The sequence below is a fragment of the Marinobacter sp. genome, from assembly GCF_033722195.1.
Classification (GTDB): domain Bacteria; phylum Pseudomonadota; class Gammaproteobacteria; order Pseudomonadales; family Oleiphilaceae; genus Marinobacter.
This window is the reverse complement of record NZ_JAWVZL010000026.1, coordinates 18,655-37,583: the sequence shown is the minus strand read 5'-3', so window position 1 is coordinate 37,583 and position 18,929 is coordinate 18,655. Positions and strand designations below refer to the sequence as shown.

Below are 18,929 nucleotides of genomic sequence, written 5' to 3'. Positions count from 1 at the left end.
GTTGTAGCCACCGTGGGGCATGGCCAGGGCGAAGCGGACCGCCTCCTGGGCCCGGTTCTGGCCGACGATCTCCGCCAGCGGCTCCAGCTGGCGGGTGCTTTTGAACGGGAATTCCTTGAGTACGCAGGCTTTGTAAAGCTGGTGCAGGGACAGTGACTTCAAGATTCGGTCCTGTAACGGTGATGTTCGAAGCGATGGCCGGGAGACGCCATGGTGGCACATTGTAGAACCTGTCATCGCCTGTGTCGCCCCGGCGCTGACAATGTGACCCCCATCACAACTTCAACGGCGATCATTTTTCAGACAAATGTTCCAGATCTAGACTGTTCGGTCCGGGCTGCATGGAAATCCGACCCGGGTTGCCTGGCAGAACAGATCGCTTTCCTGCCCGGCCATACACAACAAAAACCAGAGCGCTTGGACGCCCGTGTATGACACATCATCCCCAAGATCGCAGAATCAAGACCCGCTACGAGGCCCAGTGCCTGGAGGTACAGCTCCGGGAGCGTGGTTTCCTCGGCCGCAGCAAGCTGCCCGTGGCAGTGACCTGCCTCGACATGAACCGCTACGGCATGGCCGTGCTCTCACCCAGGCCCATCGAGCCCGGTACCCGGCTGTTCCTGGACTTCAGCGGCAAGTACATCAGCGAATCCAGCGTGGCGGCCCGGGTGGTGGAAATCTGCCCCTACCAGACCGGTTTCAGGCTGGGTATCCAGTTCAGCTACCTGCATGAGAAACGGGGCTATTCCCGGGCCGTAGACAACGCCCTGTCCCGAATCGAGGGCTTCTACAACCGCCTGGCCGGCTGAAGGCAGCATCGTGCCCCTCGCCGGCTTCAGAACAGGCCGGCGTCCAGGCTGGCCGCCATGGTCAGCCCCAGCTCCTCGCACTGGCTCTCGAAACTGCTCTGGTACTCGCCCCGGCAGAGCACCGGCTCGGCCACCTGGCGCCAGCGCAGGCCGGTGGTAATGGATTCAATGGCCCGGTGGGTCCCGGTGCCGTCATGGCCGGCCCGGATGTAGAAAGCGAAGGGCAGGCCCTGGGTGCGCTCCAGGCAGGGGTAATAGCTGCGGTCGAAAAAATCCTTCAGGGCGCCGCTCATGTAGCCCAGGTTCTCGGTGGTGCCCAGGATCAGCGCATCACAGGCCAATACATCCTCGGGGCCGGCCTCCAGCGGGGCCAGCACCCGCACAGCCACGGCTTCAATGTCCGGGTGCCGGGCACCCCGGGCCACCGCATCCCGCAATGCCAGGGTATTGGGGGAAGGCGCGTGGGCCACAATCAGCAACTGCTTGTTGTCCGCCATAACGGCTCCCTCGATGGTTGGAAGGCTCGGGCCAGGGTCCGCCCCGGGGATGACAACCGACGCCACAGAAACAGAAAAGCCGGCACTGTGGCCGGCTTTTCATTATTGGGGCTGACCCGCGGTCAGATCAATTCCCCGTTGGTTTCCGCCGGCTCTTCCGCCGCCGCGGTTTCCTTCTTGCTCACCGGCTTGGGCATCAGCTTGTCGCGGATCTTGGCTTCGATCTCGTTGGCAATGTCCGGGTTCTCTTCCAGGAACTTGCAGGCGTTGGCCTTGCCCTGGCCGATCTTGTCACCGTTGTAGGCGTACCAGGCGCCGGACTTGTCCACGAAGCCTTCCTTCACGCCCATGTCCAGCACTTCCGCCATGTGGTAGATGCCCTTGCCGTACATGATCTGGAATTCCGCCTGCTTGAACGGGGGCGACACCTTGTTCTTGACCACCTTGACCCGGGTCTCGTTGCCGATCACTTCGTCGCCGTCCTTGACCGCGCCGATGCGGCGGATATCCAGGCGCACCGAGCAGTAGAACTTGAGGGCGTTACCACCGGTGGTGGTTTCCGGGCTGCCGAACATGACGCCGATCTTCATCCGGATCTGGTTGATGAACACCATCAGGCAGTTGGCGTGTTTGACGTTACCGGTCAGCTTGCGCAGCGCCTGGGACATCAGGCGGGCCTGCAGACCGACGTGGGAGTCGCCCATCTCGCCCTCGATCTCGGCCTTGGGTGTCAGTGCCGCCACCGAGTCCACGATGATCACGTCCACGGCGTTGGAGCGCACCAGCATATCGGCGATTTCCAGTGCCTGCTCACCGGTGTCCGGCTGGGACACCAGCAACTCGTCCACGTTGACACCCAGCTTTTCGGCGTAAATGGGATCGAGAGCGTGCTCGGCATCCACGAAGGCACAGGTCTTGCCCTGCTTCTGGGCCTCGGCGATCACCTGCAAGGTCAGGGTGGTCTTACCGGAACTTTCCGGACCGTAGATCTCCACGATCCGGCCGTAAGGCAGGCCGCCGATCCCCAGCGCCACATCCAGGCCCAGGGAACCGGTGGAAACCGCCGGGATGGCTTCCCGGGGCTGGTCGCCCATCTTCATCACCGCGCCCTTGCCGAACTGGCGCTCGATCTGGCTCAATGCTGCGCCCAGTGCCTTCTTACGGTTGTCTTCCATCGCTGCCAAACCCTCTTCGCCTCTGCCACCGCCGGTGGCGATCATCTGTACCCGGATGCCGATGGCTACCCAGGCCACTCACTGTATATTTGACCAGTATTAAAACACAACCGGATCGCCAGACCAACCCCTGTTTCAGGATTCCGCCAGGAAGGCCCGGACCCCCTGCAGGGCAAACAGAACGGACTGACGGCGGACCTGGTCCCGGTCTCCGGGAAACACCTGCATGACCGCCTCGGTGTCCGCCGCCGAGCGGCCCCAGGCGAACCAGACCGTGCCCACCGGCTTCTCGATGGAGCCGCCGCCCGGGCCTGCCACGCCGCTGATGGCCACGGCCACATCCACGCCCATGGTGGCCAGGGTGCCGGCTACCATTTCCCGCACCACCGGTTCGCTGACCGCGCCCTGGTCGCGCAGGGAATGATCGGTCACCCCCAGCAGGCTCTGCTTGGCCTCGTTGCTGTAGGTCACCAGGCCACCCTGGACATAGGCGGACGAGCCCGCCCGGTCGGTCAGTACCTTGGCCACCCAGCCCCCGGTACAGCTCTCGGCGGTGGCGATGGTCAGCCCCTGCTGCTCCAGCCATTCGGCCAGGTAACGGCCGGCATCGGCCAGTTGTTGATCGGAAACCGCCATCGCTGCTCTCCCTGAGGGTTGGTCACAGGCCATGCTGCAACCTCCGCTTGCGGCCGTCAACCTGGCGCCGGCCGGGCCGGTTATTTCATCAGGCCCGCTATTCTCTTACAATTCCGGCGTCGTATTTCCATTCCGGCCCCGCGGCCTTCGGCGCGAGGCCCCAGCAGGATCCCGATACCCCATGGCAGTGAGCCCCGCCGAGCAGTCGAACCACACTCCAATGATGCAGCAGTACCTCAGGATCAAGGGTGAGCATCCCAACGAGCTGCTGTTCTACCGGATGGGGGACTTCTACGAGCTGTTCTACGACGACGCCAAGAAAGCCGCCGAGCTGATGGAGATCACCCTCACCGCCCGCGGCCAGTCCGGCGGCCAGCCCATCCCCATGGCCGGTATCCCGTACCATTCCTCGGAGAACTACATTGCCCGCCTGGTCCGGGCCGGCCAGTCCATCGCCATCTGCGAGCAGATCGGTGACCCGGCCACCAGCAAGGGCCCTGTTGAGCGCCAGGTGGTGCGCATCGTCACCCCCGGCACCCTGAGCGACGACGCCTTCCTGGAGGACCGCCGGGATAACCTGCTGGCGGCCATCTACAGCCACCGGGAGCGCTTCGGATTTGCCACCCTGGATATCTCCAGCGGCCGTTTCGCGGTGGCGGAACTGGACGGCCTCGAGGCCCTGCAGGGCGAACTGCAGCGCCTGCGGCCGGCGGAGATCCTGATCAGCGAGGACTTTCCCTATGAAGAAGTCCTGGCGGGCTTTACCGGCGTCCGCCGCCAGGGGCCCTGGCTGTTCGAGGCCGACAGCGCCCGCCGGGTGATCACCCAGCAGCTCCAGGTGCGGGACCTCACCGGTTTTGGCTGTGAGGATCTGACCCTGGCCATCCCCGCCGCCGGCTGCCTGCTGCAGTACGCCCGGGACACCCAGCGCACCGCCCTGCCCCACATCCGCAAGCTCAGCCGCGAGCGCCGGGAAGACACGGTAATCCTGGACGCCACCAGCCGCCGCAACCTGGAGATCGACACCAACCTGATGGGCGGCAGCCAGCACACCCTGGCCTGGGTCATGGACCGCACCGCCACCGCCATGGGTGGCCGCCAGCTGCGGCGCTGGCTGAACCGGCCGCTGCGGGACGTCGGCGTGGTGAAACAGCGCCAGCAGGCGGTCTCCGCCCTGCTGGACGGTTTCCACTACGAGCCGGTGCACGACCTGCTGAAGGCCGTCGGCGACATCGAGCGGGTACTGGCCCGGGTGGCCCTGCGCTCGGCCCGGCCCCGGGACCTGGCCCGGCTGCGGGACGCCTTTGCCGCCCTGCCCGAGCTGCAGACCGCGCTGCGGCCGGTGAACTCCCACCACATCGTCAAGCTGGCTACCCTGATAGCCGAGTACCCAGGGCTGGCCGACCTGCTGGAGCGGGCCATCATCGACAACCCGCCAGTGGTGATCCGTGAGGGTGGCGTGATCCGCGAGGGCTTCGATGCAGAACTGGACGAGCTGCGCAACATCAGCGAGAACGCCGGCCAGTACCTGCTGGACGTGGAGACCCGGGAGCGGGAGCGCACCGGCATCAGCACCCTAAAGGTGGGCTACAATCGGGTTCACGGCTACTACATCGAGATCAGCCGGGCCCAGGCCGAGAACGCCCCGGTGGACTACATCCGGCGCCAGACCCTGAAGAACGCCGAGCGTTTCATCACCCCGGAGCTGAAAACCTTTGAGGACAAGGCCCTGAGTGCCAAGAGCCGGGCCCTGGCCCGGGAAAAGGCACTTTACGACGAACTCCTGGAAGCCCTGGCGGAACAGCTGGCGCCCCTGCAGGACACCGCCCAGGCCCTGGCGGAGCTGGACGTGCTGAGCAACTTTGCCGAGCGCGCCACCAGCCTGCGCTTCAACGCCCCGGACTTCACCGACACACCGGGCTTTGACATCGAGCAGGGCCGCCATCCGGTGGTGGAACAGCTGCTCAGCGAGCCCTACGTGCCCAACGACCTGCTGATCGACGACAAGCGCCGCATGCTGGTGATTACCGGCCCCAACATGGGCGGCAAGTCCACCTACATGCGCCAGGCCGCGCTGATTGCCCTGCTGGCATACACCGGCAGCTTCGTACCCGCCAGCCGCGCGACCCTGGGGCCGGTGGACCGGATCTTCACCCGCATGGGCTCGTCCGACGACATCGCCGGCGGCCGCTCCACCTTCATGGTGGAGATGACCGAAACCGCCAACATTCTCCACAACGCCACCGAGCACAGCCTGGTACTGATGGACGAGGTGGGCCGAGGCACCAGCACCTTCGACGGCCTGTCCCTGGCCTGGGCCACCGCCGAGCACCTGGCCCGGGAGATCCGCTGCTACACCCTGTTCGCCACCCACTATTTCGAGCTGACACAGCTGGCGGACCAGCTTGAGCACGCGGTCAACGTCCACCTGACCGCCACCGAACACGACGACACCATCGTCTTCCTGCACAACGTCCATGACGGCCCCGCCAGCCAGAGCTACGGCCTGCAGGTGGCCAAACTGGCCGGGGTGCCGGCCGGTGTCATCAGCAATGCCCGCAGCCAGCTCAAACACCTGGAGGGCAGCGCCGGGGCCCAGCAGCCTGCCAGATCACAGGCAGCGGCACCGGCTACCGGGGTCATGCAGGGGGACATGTTCGCCAGCCTGGAGCCAAGCCCGGTGGAAAAGGCCCTGGCGGCGCTGGATCTGGACGACCTCAGCCCCCGCCAGGCCCTGGAGGCGCTCTACCGGCTCAAGGACCAGCTGGACTGAGGCGACCGGGAATATGCATAGTTCCCCGCGGCGCTTGCGACATGGCGGGCCGCTCCCTACAATATCGGCCATCTTTTGACGGACCCGGCCCACCGGGCATAAAGGGACGACCAGCCCGCCCCTTGGCGCGGGGCATGGCTCGCCCGCCGATGAGATTGACACCAAGACCAGGAACCGATTATGACTTTTGTCGTTACCGATAACTGCATCAAGTGCAAGTACACCGACTGCGTCGAAGTATGCCCGGTAGACTGCTTCTACGAAGGCCCCAACTTCCTGGTCATCGATCCGGACGAGTGCATCGACTGTGCCCTGTGCGAGCCGGAGTGCCCGGCCGAAGCCATTTTCTCGGAGGACGAGCTGCCGGCCGACCAGACCGAGTTCATCGAGATCAACGCCGAGCTGGCGGGCAAGTGGCCCAACATCACCGAGAAGAAGGACCCGCTGCCGGACGCAGCCGAGTGGGATGGCAAGCCCAACAAGCTGAAATATCTGGAAAAGTAGGTCGATCTTCGGCCACAACAAAAAGGGAAGCCAATGGCTTCCCTTTTTTGTGCCCCGCTTTCAGACCAGCGTCCTTGCGCTAGGGCTGGGTGAACGCCAGCCGCGCCCCGAAACCCACGAACACGCCACCGGTCACAAAGTGCATGAAGCGCTTGACCCGGGGGTTGACCTTCACCCGGTGGCTGCGTACCACCAGCACCGCCAGGGCCGACTGCCAGACCATGGCCATCACGAAGTGAATGCCCGCCAGCAGGATGGACTGCAGGAAGGCCGGGCCGGCCGGGTCGATGAACTGGGGCAGAAAGGCCATGTAGAAGAGCGCGGTCTTGGGGTTGAGCAGGTTCGACAGCACCCCCTCCCGGAAGGCCCGGCCATGACCCACCGAACCCTTGCGGGCACTGTCCCGGACCGCCACCTCCGGCACCGGCCGCACCGCCTGGTAAAGGCTGGAGAGCCCCAGCCAGATCAGGTAGCAGGCCCCGGCCCACTTCAGCGCGGAGAAGGCCCAGGCGGTCTGGACCAGGATCAGCGAGATGCCGATGGCCGACAGGGTGGCGTGGACAAACAGCCCGCAGCAGATGCCGAAGCTGCTCACCAGACCGTCCCCGAGGCCACCCCGGGCGGTGTTACGCAACACCAGCAGGGTATCGACGCCGGGGGTCAGGGTCAGTAACAGGGTGGCCAGGGCAAACGCCCAGAGCAGGTCAAGGGGCGGCATCGGGGACCTCAGCGGCAGAGCCGGCCCCGATCAGGCCGGCGGTTGCAGGATCTTGGCCACCGCCGCGGACCGGTAGAAAGGTTCCAGACGGCGGCGTATCAGGCCCTCAAGGTAACCCTCCTGCCGCAAAAGATCCACCAGCGGCAGCGCCAGGGCGTCCACTTCCGCCAGCACCACGTCTTCGGTCACACCCACATCCGCCAGCAGGTCGGTGACCGGACGCTGGCCGTACTTGGTGTAGAAATGATCCACCACTGCCCGGCAGCAGCCCTCGAAGTAGGCGGTCTGGCGGAAATGCAGCCAGAACTCATAGCCCAGCACCACGAACTCCTGCAGCTCCACGTCCCCCATGCCGGTCTTGAGGTCGTCGATGGTGCGATCCTCCACCGCCACCCAGGCGGCCATGACGGTATCATGCAGCTCTTCGTCCGACAGCGCCTTGTGCAGGAACTGTTCACTGCGGGCGATCAGGCCCGGCAGACTGTCCGACAGCCAGCCCTTGAGCCGGCGCTCGAAGGTTTCGTCCAGACCCGGCACCGCCCGGTTGGCGAAGCGCTTGCCGAACTTCATCATCGAGCCCACACCCGGCACGTTCTTGGCCAGCAGGTTGTCCTCGTACAGGTAGTTCACCAGACCGTGGTAGACCACGTTGGCCACCAGCTCCTGGTAGACCGGATGCGCCATGACTTCGCTGATCACCCGCTCGCGCTGGTGGCGCAGCTCCAGGGCTTCCTCCAGGAAGGCGGTGGCCTGCTCCCGGGTGAGGATGTCCTTGAGGGGTGTCTGCGCCTGCACTGGCGCGTTCATCACCTCGGTGGCCATCTCGCCGGCCAGCTCGGGAATACCGCCGTCCAGCTCCATGTTCACCACGATACGCCGGATCACGCCCATCACCTGATCGGCGCTCACCACCCGCGCCAGGCTGACCTCGCCCGCCAGCCGGAACAGCTCGCTGACCTCGCCGGCCAGGAACTTGCGCAGTTTGGCGCCCTTGAGTGCCGCCATTTCATGCTTGACGTGCTGCTCTAGCAGCGCGTTCGCCAGGTCTGTGTCTGCCTTTGCCATCGGGGTTTCCTGCCAGTGAGAATAACAACTGCAGTGAGACTAACATGCCAGAGGGGCCGCTGGATTATCCCAAACCACCTCAGCGGCGGCGCGCTTGGGCCAAGCAAGCCGTTCGGACAGCCGGCCCAGGGCGGACGGTTTCAGGGCCGGCGGGCGCCGGCCCGGCCTTCAGGAGGCCTGCTGGTAGCGGACCTCCAGATCCGCCAGGCTGGCTTTCAGCAGCGCGCGGTTGTCCTGCTGCCAGGGTTGGAAATCGCGCCGGAAGTAGGCCAGGAATTCCGGCAGGCAGCGGCGCAGAACGCCGGGCCTGCCCCACAGGAAATTGATACCGCCCAGCCAGGTGCGCAGACTCCAGAGTTTGCCTTCGGTCTTCAGCATGCTGCAGGTGTTGAGGAAGGTGTACTTGAAGAAGTTGTAGGTGACGAACAGGAACACGATGCGGCGCAGGTTATCGTTGCCTACGCAGGCCCGGTAGACATCGTAGGCCACCGCCTTGTGCTCGGTCTCCTCGATGGCGTGCCAGCGCCAGAGCTCACGCATGGTGGGGGTCGCTCCCTCCATCCACTGGGGGTTGCGCAGGATGGCATTGGCCAGTACCGCGGTGTAGTGCTCGGCGCCACAGGTGCCCGCCAGTTGCCTGCTCGGGGGCAGCTTGCCAACCCACTCCATGTGCTTGCGAAAGCGCGCATCCATGCCCTCGACGTCGTAACCGCGGGCCTTCAGGCCGTCGTTGTAGTGCTGGTGCTCGCGGCTGTGGAGGGCCTCCTGGCCGATGAAGCCACGGATCTCCGCCTTCAGCTTGGGGTCGTCGATGCGGTCGCGATACAGCCGCACCGCGTTGATGAACTGCTGCTCGCCGTCGGGAAACTGCAATGACAGGGCATTGAAAAAGGCCGTGCGGAAAGCGTCGTTGCCGTGCCAGAGGGTCTTGAGTTCCTCGCTGACATCAAAACGGACATGACGCGGGGCAACCGACACCCCTTCCGGTGTGGAACTGATGGTCATGGCGGCCTCCTGATTCTTGTGGTTGTGGGCAAAGAGCGCGCAATCTTTGGAGAGCTTCTGATTAAAGCACTTGCTTCATTTTATACGCCATGGTGTCCGGGCAAACCAGTGGTTCCTCGCCCGGATGCGCCCTTAAAGGGTGTCATTATGGGCCAACCTCGACCTCTTCGGCTCCCGAGAGGGGTTATTGACCCGGACTGGAGCCGTTGAGCTGATGGACGATCTCCCCCAGGCGCTGGATGGCCGTCTCGATCCGGTCACTCCAGGGGTTGGCACAGTTCAGCCGCAGGCAGTGCTGGTATTTGTCGGTGGTGGAGAACATCTTGCCGGGGGCCACGTTGATGCCCGCGGCCCGGGCCTGGGCAAACACCTCGGTACCGGAAACCCGCCGCGGCAGTTCCACCCAGAGCACGAAGCCGCCCATGGGCCGGCTGATGGCGGTGCCTTCCGGGAACGCCCGGGCCACCGCCGCCCGCATGCGTTCGGTGGCATCCCGGTACCGCTGACGGGCACCCCGCAGGTAGCGGTCGTACCCGCCCTGCTCCAGGAAGCGGGTGACCGCCAGTTGCGGCAGTGAGGCGGTGGCCAGATTGGAAAAATACTTCTGCTGGCTGATGTCGGCAAAATGCCGGCCCGGAATCACCCAACCCAGCCTCAGCCCCGGGGAAATGGTCTTGGAGAAGGAACTGCAGTAGATCACATTGCCACTGGTATCGAAGGCCTTGGCCGGCCGCGGCCGCTCGCCGTCGTAGGCCAGGTCACCGTAGATGTCGTCCTCGATCAGCGGCACGCCGGCGTCCGTCAGCAGGTTCACCAGCCGCTGCTTGCGGTGGTCCGTGAGCCTTACACCCATGGGGTTGCTGTGGTTGGGCACCACCACGCAGGCCTTGATGGGCCACTGCTCCAGCGCCACCTGCAGGGCTTCGAGACTGATGCCGTCGGTGGGATGCACCGGGATCTCGATGGCCCGCAGGCCGACGATCTCCAGGGACTGCAGGATACCGGGAAAGGACGGCGACTCGATGGCCACGATGTCGCCGGGCCGGGTCAGCGCCCGCAGCGCCAAGATGATGGCCTCCTGGGCACCGTTGGTGGCGATGATGTCGTCCGGCGCCACCACCACACCGAGGGAGGTCATGCGCTGGGCCAGCAGGCGGCGGAACACCAGCTTGCTGGGAAACGCGTAGTCCAGGGTCTCGAGACCCTGGCGGGCGGCCCAGATGGACGCCTGCTGGATCTGCCGCAGCGGCAGAAAATCCGGGTGGGGCACCGCTGCGCCAAAGGGCACCAGGGATTTGCGCTCCACCGAACACAGGTCCAGCGCCATGTCGCGGGCGCTGACCGGCAGGGGTTGGGCCTTAGGCCTGGCCATGGAGGGTACCGGTGTATCCCTCGGCGGCAAGCGGACGAAGTACCCGCTGCGCTCCCGGGCCTCCAGGTAGCCCCGGCTCTCCAGGGTCTGGTGGGCCTGAAGCACGGTGGAGATGCTCACCCCGAACTGACGGCTCAGGACCCGAACGCCGGGCAGGCGCTCGCCTTCACGGTAAACGCCTTCGTGAATGAGGGACTGAAGCTGATCTGCCACGCGGTTATAGAGTATGCCCATTGCCTTATCCTGCCAGAATCCCCGGGCGACACAGCAGTACAGATCGCTCACACCGTGACCGGTACAGCATCAGTCTAATCCTGCCTGTACCGGTGCAAAAGCCTTTTTTCTGCATCTGTTATGGTTCTGGCCCGCCGCGCACACTGATCCTGTACTCACTGACAAGGAACGCGGCCATGACAGCCTGTCTCTCTCACCCGATGCAAACCCTGCGAAGCCCGGCACCGGCAACCCGCAACAACCTGCTGGCCCTGGGCGCTGACCGGCCCGCCGGCAGCGTAACCGCCACCTGGCCTGCGCTGCAGCGCCTGCAGCAGCTGGGCTACCGGGTGGCGGAGACCGGTCCGGAACACTGGCTGCTGACACTGGCTCAGAGCCCCCTGGAAATCCATCTCTATGGCGCCGGGGAGCTGACCGACTTCACCCGCGGCCGTGCCTGTGATTACAGTATCCGAGCCGCCAGGTCCGGCTTTCATCCATGCCGCAAACCACGCCATGACTAACCGGAGAGCACCATGAAAGAGTTATCCATCTACCAGATCGACGCCTTCACCGACCGGGTCTTCGGTGGCAACCCGGCCGCCGTGGTGCCCCTGGACAGCTGGCTCGACGACCAGCTGATGCAGCGGATCGCCATGGAGAACAACCTGTCGGAAACCGCCTTCTTCGTGCCCACCCCGGAGCGGGACGACACCGACTTCCACATCCGCTGGTTCACTCCCGGTGCCGAGGTACCACTTTGCGGCCACGCCACCCTGGCCAGCGCCTGGGTGATCTTCAACCGCCTGGACTGGTCCGCTGACACCATCCGGCTGACCTGCAAGAGCGGCCTGCTGTCGGTCACCCGCCAGGCCGACGGCTGGCTGGAGCTGGATTTTCCCGCCCTGACCACCGAATCGGTGCCGGCGCCGGCGCTGTTGCGGGAGAGCCTGGCCGGAGTGCCGGAAACCATCCTGCACGTACCGGCGGACACCAATTACCTGGTGGAGCTGGCGGATGAAGCAGCCGTGCGGGCCGCGGAGCCGGACCTGCGGGGCCTCAAGGCGCTGGGCAACCAGGGCGTGATCATCACCGCCGCCGGTAACAACAGCGATTTCGTCAGCCGCTACTTCGCCCCCGGCGTGGGCATCGACGAGGATCCGGTCACCGGCTCCATCCACAGCGTACTGACCCCCTACTGGGTCGCCCGCCTCGGACGCAGCGAACTGCTTGCGCACCAGGTCTCGACCCGGGGCGGGGTGCTGAAGTGCCAGCTGCGGGACGGCCGCGTCGGCATCGCCGGCCAGGCCGCCTTCTACATGGAGGGCCGGATCGCCCTGTAAATTACCGGGGCGGGCGCTCGCCAAGACGCCCGCCCCGGGTTTCCGTATACTGGCGGCCCGAGTCCTCAGCCTGAACTGACCGCCATGCCCAGCCAGTACGACGTGATCATCATCGGTGCCGGTGCCGCCGGCCTCATGTGTGCCGCCACCGCCGGTTACCGCGGCCGCCGGGTGCTGGTGCTGGACCACGCCAACAAGGCGGGCAAGAAAATCCTCATGTCCGGCGGTGGCCGCTGCAACTTCACCAACCTCAACAGCACACCGGCCAACTTCCTCTCGGACAACCCCCACTTCTGCATCTCGGCGCTCAAGCGCTACACCCCCCAGCACTTTCTGGACCTGGTAGAGCGCCACGGCATCGAGCACGAGGAAAAGGCCGCCGGCCAGCTGTTCTGCCGGGACAGCAGCAAGGAGATCGTCGACCTGCTGCTGACCGAATGCGAATGGGCCGGTGCCGAAATCCGGCTGGAAACCGAGATCCGCGCGGTGGCGGCCGAAGATGACGGCTACCACCTGCGCACCTCCGCCGGGGACTACCACTGCCAGGCCCTGGTGGTGGCCTGTGGCGGCCTGTCCATTCCCACCATGGGCGCCACCGGCCTGGGTTACGAGCTGGCCCGTCAGTTCGGTCTCGAGGTGCTGCCCACCCGCGCCGGCTTGGTGCCCTTCACCCTGCATCCGGAGCTGAAGACGCAACTGGCGCCGCTGGCGGGCATCAGCTGCCCGGTGGCAGCCGAGTGCAAAGGCGAGCGTTTCGTGGAGCCCATGCTGGTGACCCATCGCGGTCTGAGCGGGCCCTCCATGCTGCAGATCTCAAGCTTCTGGCACCCCGGCGACACCCTGGCGGTGGACCTGATGCCGGGCCGGGATGTGCTTTCCGAACTCAAGCAGTGGCGCCAGGAAAAACCCCAGGCCAGCCTCGCCCAATGTCTGGCCCAGGTGCTGCCCAAGCGTTTTGCCCAGGCCTTCAGCGAACTGCAGGCCTGGCAGGGTCCGCTGCAGGCCTACAGCAACAGCGATCTCGAGCAGGTGGCCAAAACCCTGAGCCAATGGACCATCAAGCCCGCCGGAACCGAGGGCTACCGCACCGCCGAAGTCACCCTCGGCGGTGTCGATACCCGCCAGCTCTCCTCCAAGACCATGGCCGTGCTGGATCGACCCACGCTGTTTTTCATCGGCGAAGTGGTGGATGTCACCGGCCACCTGGGGGGCCACAATTTCCAGTGGGCCTGGGCTTCCGGCGTGGCGGCCGGCTCGGTGGCCTGAGACCCGGTTCCGCCGCTTACAAAAAGCCACAAAAGTTCCCATGCCCTTGTCGGCACTCTCTTTCTAAACTGTGGGCAGCGCCGCTTGCCGCTATCCTCGTGAGGGCGCCGTGCCGCTTCCGGAGTGGAAGCCTGAGAAACCACACCAACCTGGAGAAAGGGTGATCCATTCCCTGCTGACCCGTCTGTTCAGCCTGCGCCTGCTGGTGGCGGCGTTTGCCGTCACCGTGGCGGCCGCGCTGGTGCCCGGTGGACTGGACCTGGCCATGGTCTCAACCCTGGACCGCACCCTGTTCGACCTGGTGATGCCGCAGCCGGCCGGTGCCAGCCTCAGTCCGGAAGCCTTCCGGGCGGTGCTGGCGGAACGCCAGATCACCGTGCCGCCCTGGGGGCTGGGCGCTGCCCTGGGGGGTATCGGTGTCAGCCTGCTGTTTCTGGTACTGGCGGTCCCCCGCATGGGTACCGCCATGGCCACCCTGATCACCCTGTTCACGCTGGTGGCGCTGGTCGTCACCCAGTCCGCCTTCCTGCTCTACCGTCAGCAGTGGCTGGCGCTGGGGCCGGTGCTGACGGTGCTGGCGGTGGGTTTCGTAGTGATGCTGTTCTGGCTGCAGCCGCACCGGCAGATCCGGGCGTTGCGGGACAACGCCCGCCAGGCCCGCTATCAGTTGGGCAAACTCCTGCTGCAGCAGGGCCAGACCGAGGAAGCCCTGGAGTGCCTGGCACTCTGCCCGGCATCCGACCAGATCCTTGAGCTGCAGTACGAGATCGCCCTGCAGCAGGAGCGCAAGCGCCAGTACAACGGCGCGGCCCGAACCTATCAGCAGATCCTCTCGCACCGTAAGAAGTTCCGCGATGCCCGCGAGCGGCTCGCCAGTCTCATGCGGGTCACCGGGGATACCAGCGTTGCGCCCGGCGGCGGCCTGGAAGCCACCCGCACCCTGGTGATCAGCGATGCCGCGGTCAGCAAACCCATCCTGGGCCGTTACGAGATCGAGCGGGAGCTGGGCCGCGGCGCCATGGGCGTGGTCTACCTGGGCAAGGACCCGAAGATTTCCCGTACCGTGGCCATCAAGACCTTCAATTACCAGCAGTTCGAAGGCCGCGAGCTTCAGGACCTGAAAGCACGCTTCTTCCGCGAGGCCGAGGCTGCCGGCCGGCTCAACCATCCGGACATCGTGACCGTCTACGACGTGGGCGAGGAGGCCGACCTGGCCTACATCGCCATGGACTACGCCCAGGGCAAGCCACTGAGTGCCTACGGCAAGCCCAATACCCTGCTGCCGCTGCCGGTGGTGCTGGAACTGGTCGCCCGGGTTGCGGAGGCGCTGGACTACGCTCACGGCCAGAAGATCATCCATCGCGACATCAAGCCCGGCAACCTGCTCTACAACGCCAAGACCGGGGACCTCAAGATCACCGATTTCGGCATCGCCAAGATCGCCGATGACTCCCGCACCCGCACCGGCAGCGTTATGGGCAGCCCGCTCTACATGGCACCGGAGCAGCTCAGGGGCCAGAAGGTGACCGGCGCCTCCGACATCTACAGCCTGGGGGTCACCCTTTACCGGCTGGTGTCCGGTTACACGCCCTTCCAGGCCGATTCCCTGGCCAACCTCACCTACCAGGTACTCAACAGGCGGCCCACCAGTGTCCGTGAGTACCAGCCGGAGCTGCCGGAAGCGGTTGTGCGCATCATCAACAAGGCCATCCAGCGGGAACCAGGCAAGCGCTTTGCCAGCGCTGCCGCCATGGCCGAGGCCGTACGCCGCGCCGGAAGTCGCCAGGCCCGCCAGGAGGCATCCTGATGAAGCTGATGGCCGCCGGCCGCACCGATGTGGGGTGCCGCCGCAAGAACAACCAGGATGCCATTGCCTGGCGCCTGAACGACACCGCCCAGACCGGCTTCGCCCTGGTGGCGGACGGCATGGGAGGCTACGAGGGCGGCGGGATTGCCAGCCGCCTGGCCACGGAGGCCGTGGTGGACTGTCTCGAGCCCCTGCTGGGCAGCCCCCCGACGGACGACGCCGCCATGGAGATGCAGTTGCAGGACGCCATCAGCGCCGCCAACGAACGCATCATCGAGGCACGGGCAGGCCAGCCGGAACTCAGCAAGATGGGCACCACCCTGGTGGTGGCCTGGGTTCACCACGGCCGCGCCCACCTGGCCCATCTCGGCGACAGCCGCTGTTACCGGGTGCGCGACGACGGCCTGGAACAGCGCACCCGCGACGATACCGTGGTGCAGAACATGGTGGACGACGGCTCCATTACGCCGGAGGAGGCGCCGAGGGTGCCCTTCCGCAACGTCCTGACCCGGGCCCTGGGCTCCAGCAATGACGCCGGCGCCAGCTTCGATCACTTCGATATGGCCGCTGGCGAGCGTCTGCTGCTGTGCTCCGACGGCCTGCCCGAGGCGGTGCCGGAAAGCGAATGGCTGGCCCACCTGAAGGCAGACCCGGACCTGGATAGCCAGGCCCGGCGGCTAGTGGACGCCAGCCTGGACAACCAGGCACCGGACAATGTGTCCGTGGTGCTGATTCAGACCTCACCCTAAGGAGTCAAAGTCATGGCGGCATTATCGCAACTGGTGGACAACGTGGTTGTGAATACCTTTGAGCTGGAAGGTCCGATAACCCGGATCGGCCGCCACCCGGACAACGATATCGTCATCGACGAGATCTCCGTCAGCGGGCATCACGCCGTCATCGAAGCTGAGGAAAACGCGTATCTGGATGACACGATTGACTTTTTCATCAGCGACAGCAAGAGTACCAACGGTACCTTCCTGAATGATGTCCGGGTCCAGGGCCGCCAGCGGCTCAACAGCCACGACCTGGTGCGCATTGGCTGGAACCTGTTCCGCTTTGTTGACGAGGATGAGAACAGCCTTGAAAAGACCGCCTATATTCTCGAGGAATGATCGCCCCTCCCCTGCTTTCCTGGTTCCCGTTCTCTCTGTCCTGATCCTGCTGCTGGCCGGGGCCCGCGCCCAGGCCGGCGAAACCGTGGTGGCGGTGGCCGCCAACTTTACCGATACCGCCCGCGAGCTGGCGCAGATGTTCGAGGCCCGCACCGATCATCAAGTCACGCTGAGCTTCGGCTCCACCGGTAAGCTCTACGCCCAGATCGCCAACGGCGCGCCTTTCGATGTTTTCCTGGCTGGCGACGCGGAGCGCCCCGAGCTGGCGGTCAGCGCGGGCCTGGCGGTGGCCGGCACCCGCTTTACCTACGCCGAGGGCAAGCTGGTGCTCTGGAGCCTGGAGCCGGCGCTGGTGGAACAGGGCCGGCGCTACCTGGCAGAAGCCTCCCCCGAGCGCCTGGCCATCGCCAACCCGGTGACTGCACCCTACGGCCTGGCCGCCCAACAGGTGATGCAGCGGCTGGGGGTCTGGCAGCGGCTGGAACCGAGGCTGGTGCGGGGCGAATCCATTGCCCAGACCTTCCAGTTCGTGGCAACCGCCAATGCCGAGGCCGGCTTTGTGGCGCTGGCGCAGCTGCGGGGCTGGTCCGGGGCCATGGGCAGCGCCTGGGAGGTGCCACAGGCACTCTACGATCCTGTCGTGCAGCAGGCGGTTCTGCTCAACCGTGGCCGTGACAACGATGCCGCCCGGGCCTGGCTGGCCTTCCTGCGGGAAGCCGAGGCGGTGGCGGTCATCGAGTCCTACGGTTATGGTGTGCCAGCCGGGCAATGAATGCCCGGCTCCCTTTCCCTACATGGAGTAAACCGCCGCCATGAGCGCTGAATGGCAGGCCATCTGGCTCACCCTCAAGCTGGCCAGCGTCACCACGGCGATCCTGCTGGTGATTGGCACCCCCATCGCCTGGTGGCTGGCCCGCACCCGACACTGGCTGCGCCAGCCCATTGCCGCCATTGTGGCGCTGCCGCTGGTGCTACCGCCAACGGTACTGGGGTTCTACCTGCTGGTGCTGCTGGGCCCCCGGGGCCCGGTGGGGGAACTCATGCTGAGTCTGGGGCTGGACACCCTGCCCTTCACCTTCGAGGGACTGGTGGTGGCCTCGGTCATCTACTCCCTGCCCTTTACCATACAGCCCCTGCAGGGCGCCTTCGAATCGGTCAGCAACCGAATGCTGGAAGTTGCCGGCACCCTGCGGGCCTCGGCCCTGGACCGGTTTTTCACCGTCGCGGTGCCCCTGGCCCGATCCGGTTTCCTGACCGCGGCGGTGCTGTCCTTCGCCCACACTATCGGCGAGTTTGGCGTGGTGTTGATGATGGGCGGCAACATCCCCGGTGAGACCCGGGTGCTGTCGGTGGCCATCTACGACCAGGTGGAAACCCTGCAGTACGAACAGGCCCACTGGCTCGCCGGCGGCATGCTGGCATTCTCCTTCGTGGTGCTGGTGACCCTGTATCTGGTCAATGGCCGGCTCGGCCGCGGGAGGCTGTCGTGAGCGGCGCCACGGGTATCGAGATCCGGCTGCGGAAATCGCTGGCGAACTTCACCCTGGACCTGGACCTGACTCTGCCCGGCCGGGGGGTCTCCGCGGTGTTCGGACCCTCCGGCTGCGGCAAGACCACCCTGCTGCGCTGTCTGGCGGGTCTGGAGAGCGCCGACGGCCGGTTGGTGGTCAATGGGGAAGTCTGGCAGGCGCCGGGCCGTTTTGTGCCGGTACACAAGCGCCCCCTGGCCTACGTATTCCAGGAAACCAGCCTCTTCCCCCATCTGAACGTGCAGCGCAATCTTGAATACGGTTACCACCGGGTGCCTGCTCATCAGCGCCAGGTGTCGCCGGAGCAGGCCATCCACTGGCTGGGGCTGAAGCATCTGCTGGCGCGCCGGCCGGAAGGCCTGTCCGGCGGCGAGCGCCAGCGGGTGGCCATCGCCCGGGCCCTGCTCACCAGCCCCCGGCTGCTGCTGATGGACGAACCCCTGTCGGCGCTGGATCTGGCCAGCCGCCAGGACATCCTGCCCTACCTGGGGCGGCTGCATGACGAGCTGGCCGTACCGGTGATCTACGTCACCCACTCCCCCGACGAGCTGGCACGCATCGCCGATCACGTTCTGGTCATGCGGGATGGCCGGGCCGTGGCCACCGGCGGCCTCACCGAGATCACCGCCCGCCGGGACTTGCACCGGCGCCACAGTGAAGAGGCAGGGGTAATACTCGAGGCGACGATCACCGAGTGCGATCCCCACTGGCACCTGTGCCGTGCCGAATTCGCCGGCGGCGCCCTCTGGTTCCGGGATACCGGTGCTGCGCCGGGCAGCCGGGTGCGCTTGCGCATCATGGCAAGGGATGTGAGCCTGGCCCTCGGCGCCAGCGAGGACCAGAGCATCGTGAACCGGCTGCCGGCGACAATCACCGACATCAACGATGGTGGCCATCCGGCCGTCGCCCTGGTGGGCCTGGCAGTGGCGCAGACCCCGTTGCTGGCGCTGGTGACGCGACTGTCCCTGCACCGGCTGGGACTCGACACCGGCGACACCTGCTGGCTGCAGATCAAGTCGGTGGCGGTGCTCGATTGAGTCCGGCTGTTTCAGAACCGGCAGACCAGCTACCCTTTATCTGACAACCGTCTGATCAGGAGCAA

The 18,929-nt window shown here is 65.7% G+C and carries 19 protein-coding genes; 12 read left to right on the top strand and 7 right to left on the bottom strand.

What is annotated here, in order from left to right; translation table 11 throughout:
* Positions 1 to 431: 431 nt before the first annotated feature.
* On the top strand, positions 432 to 809 hold the full coding sequence (locus tag R3280_RS07270; RefSeq protein WP_318997924.1) for a PilZ domain-containing protein: 378 nt from the start codon (positions 432 to 434) through the stop codon (positions 807 to 809).
* A 26-nt stretch (positions 810 to 835) separates the two neighbouring features.
* Here the strand turns inward: R3280_RS07270 and R3280_RS07265 are convergent, their stop codons facing one another.
* From R3280_RS07265 to R3280_RS07255, 3 genes are all read right to left on the bottom strand, one after another.
* Positions 836 to 1,306, bottom strand: coding sequence for a flavodoxin family protein (locus R3280_RS07265; protein ID WP_318997923.1), 471 nt, complete (start codon positions 1,304 to 1,306; stop codon positions 836 to 838).
* A gap of 122 nt (positions 1,307 to 1,428) precedes the next feature.
* A complete protein-coding gene (recA, locus tag R3280_RS07260; protein WP_318997922.1) occupies positions 1,429 to 2,481 on the bottom strand; it encodes a recombinase RecA in 1,053 nt (350 codons plus the stop codon).
* Between the two features lie 135 nt (positions 2,482 to 2,616).
* Positions 2,617 to 3,117, bottom strand: coding sequence for a nicotinamide-nucleotide amidohydrolase family protein (locus tag R3280_RS07255; RefSeq protein ID WP_318997921.1), 501 nt, complete (start codon positions 3,115 to 3,117; stop codon positions 2,617 to 2,619).
* 181 nt (positions 3,118 to 3,298) lie between these two features.
* On the opposite strand from R3280_RS07255, the gene mutS reads away from it, so the two are divergent.
* Positions 3,299 to 5,890, top strand: a complete 2,592-nt coding sequence (gene mutS, locus R3280_RS07250; protein ID WP_318997920.1) for a DNA mismatch repair protein MutS — start codon at positions 3,299 to 3,301, stop codon at positions 5,888 to 5,890.
* Positions 5,891 to 6,070: 180 nt separating this feature from the next.
* Positions 6,071 to 6,394, top strand: a complete 324-nt coding sequence (gene fdxA, locus R3280_RS07245; RefSeq protein ID WP_318997919.1) for a ferredoxin FdxA — start codon at positions 6,071 to 6,073, stop codon at positions 6,392 to 6,394.
* A 79-nt stretch (positions 6,395 to 6,473) separates the two neighbouring features.
* Here the strand turns inward: fdxA and R3280_RS07240 are convergent, their stop codons facing one another.
* From R3280_RS07240 to R3280_RS07225, 4 genes are all read right to left on the bottom strand, one after another.
* A complete protein-coding gene (locus R3280_RS07240; protein ID WP_318997918.1) occupies positions 6,474 to 7,112 on the bottom strand; it encodes a LysE family translocator in 639 nt (212 codons plus the stop codon).
* A 30-nt stretch (positions 7,113 to 7,142) separates the two neighbouring features.
* Positions 7,143 to 8,177, bottom strand: coding sequence for a hypothetical protein (locus R3280_RS07235; RefSeq protein WP_318997917.1), 1,035 nt, complete (start codon positions 8,175 to 8,177; stop codon positions 7,143 to 7,145).
* A gap of 168 nt (positions 8,178 to 8,345) precedes the next feature.
* Positions 8,346 to 9,182: a metal-dependent hydrolase gene (locus R3280_RS07230; RefSeq protein ID WP_318997916.1), complete on the bottom strand. Its 837-nt coding sequence runs from the start codon at positions 9,180 to 9,182 to the stop codon at positions 8,346 to 8,348.
* 184 nt (positions 9,183 to 9,366) lie between these two features.
* Positions 9,367 to 10,788 (bottom strand): PLP-dependent aminotransferase family protein, encoded by a 1,422-nt coding sequence (locus tag R3280_RS07225; RefSeq protein WP_318997915.1) that lies wholly within the window; start codon positions 10,786 to 10,788, stop codon positions 9,367 to 9,369.
* Between the two features lie 176 nt (positions 10,789 to 10,964).
* Between R3280_RS07225 and R3280_RS07220 the strand changes: the two genes are divergently transcribed.
* From R3280_RS07220 to modC, 9 genes are all read left to right on the top strand, one after another.
* On the top strand, positions 10,965 to 11,291 hold the full coding sequence (locus R3280_RS07220; RefSeq protein WP_318997914.1) for a hypothetical protein: 327 nt from the start codon (positions 10,965 to 10,967) through the stop codon (positions 11,289 to 11,291).
* Between the two features lie 12 nt (positions 11,292 to 11,303).
* Positions 11,304 to 12,110, top strand: a complete 807-nt coding sequence (locus tag R3280_RS07215; protein WP_318997913.1) for a PhzF family phenazine biosynthesis protein — start codon at positions 11,304 to 11,306, stop codon at positions 12,108 to 12,110.
* Between the two features lie 84 nt (positions 12,111 to 12,194).
* The gene (locus R3280_RS07210) at positions 12,195 to 13,376 is read left to right on the top strand and encodes an NAD(P)/FAD-dependent oxidoreductase (protein ID WP_318997912.1); all 1,182 of its coding nucleotides are present in this window, start codon (positions 12,195 to 12,197) and stop codon (positions 13,374 to 13,376) included.
* Positions 13,377 to 13,536: 160 nt separating this feature from the next.
* Positions 13,537 to 15,183 carry a protein kinase domain-containing protein gene (locus tag R3280_RS07205; protein WP_318997911.1) on the top strand — a complete coding sequence of 549 codons (1,647 nt, stop codon included), beginning with the start codon at positions 13,537 to 13,539 and terminating at the stop codon, positions 15,181 to 15,183.
* Positions 15,183 to 15,932 (top strand): PP2C family protein-serine/threonine phosphatase, encoded by a 750-nt coding sequence (locus R3280_RS07200; RefSeq protein ID WP_318997910.1) that lies wholly within the window; start codon positions 15,183 to 15,185, stop codon positions 15,930 to 15,932. The genes R3280_RS07205 and R3280_RS07200 overlap by 1 nt, the downstream gene beginning before the upstream one ends.
* Positions 15,933 to 15,944: 12 nt before the next feature.
* Positions 15,945 to 16,298, top strand: coding sequence for an FHA domain-containing protein (locus R3280_RS07195; RefSeq protein WP_318997909.1), 354 nt, complete (start codon positions 15,945 to 15,947; stop codon positions 16,296 to 16,298).
* Positions 16,267 to 17,070 (top strand): molybdate ABC transporter substrate-binding protein, encoded by an 804-nt coding sequence (gene modA, locus R3280_RS07190; RefSeq protein ID WP_413468751.1) that lies wholly within the window; start codon positions 16,267 to 16,269, stop codon positions 17,068 to 17,070. The genes R3280_RS07195 and modA overlap by 32 nt, the downstream gene beginning before the upstream one ends.
* A 40-nt stretch (positions 17,071 to 17,110) precedes the next feature.
* Complete coding sequence (gene modB, locus R3280_RS07185; RefSeq protein WP_318997908.1) at positions 17,111 to 17,788, top strand: molybdate ABC transporter permease subunit; 678 nt, start codon at positions 17,111 to 17,113, stop codon at positions 17,786 to 17,788.
* Entirely contained in the window at positions 17,785 to 18,864 is a 1,080-nt protein-coding gene (gene modC / locus R3280_RS07180) for a molybdenum ABC transporter ATP-binding protein (protein WP_318997907.1), read from the top strand. The genes modB and modC overlap by 4 nt, the downstream gene beginning before the upstream one ends.
* The last annotated feature ends 65 nt before the right edge of the window (positions 18,865 to 18,929 follow it).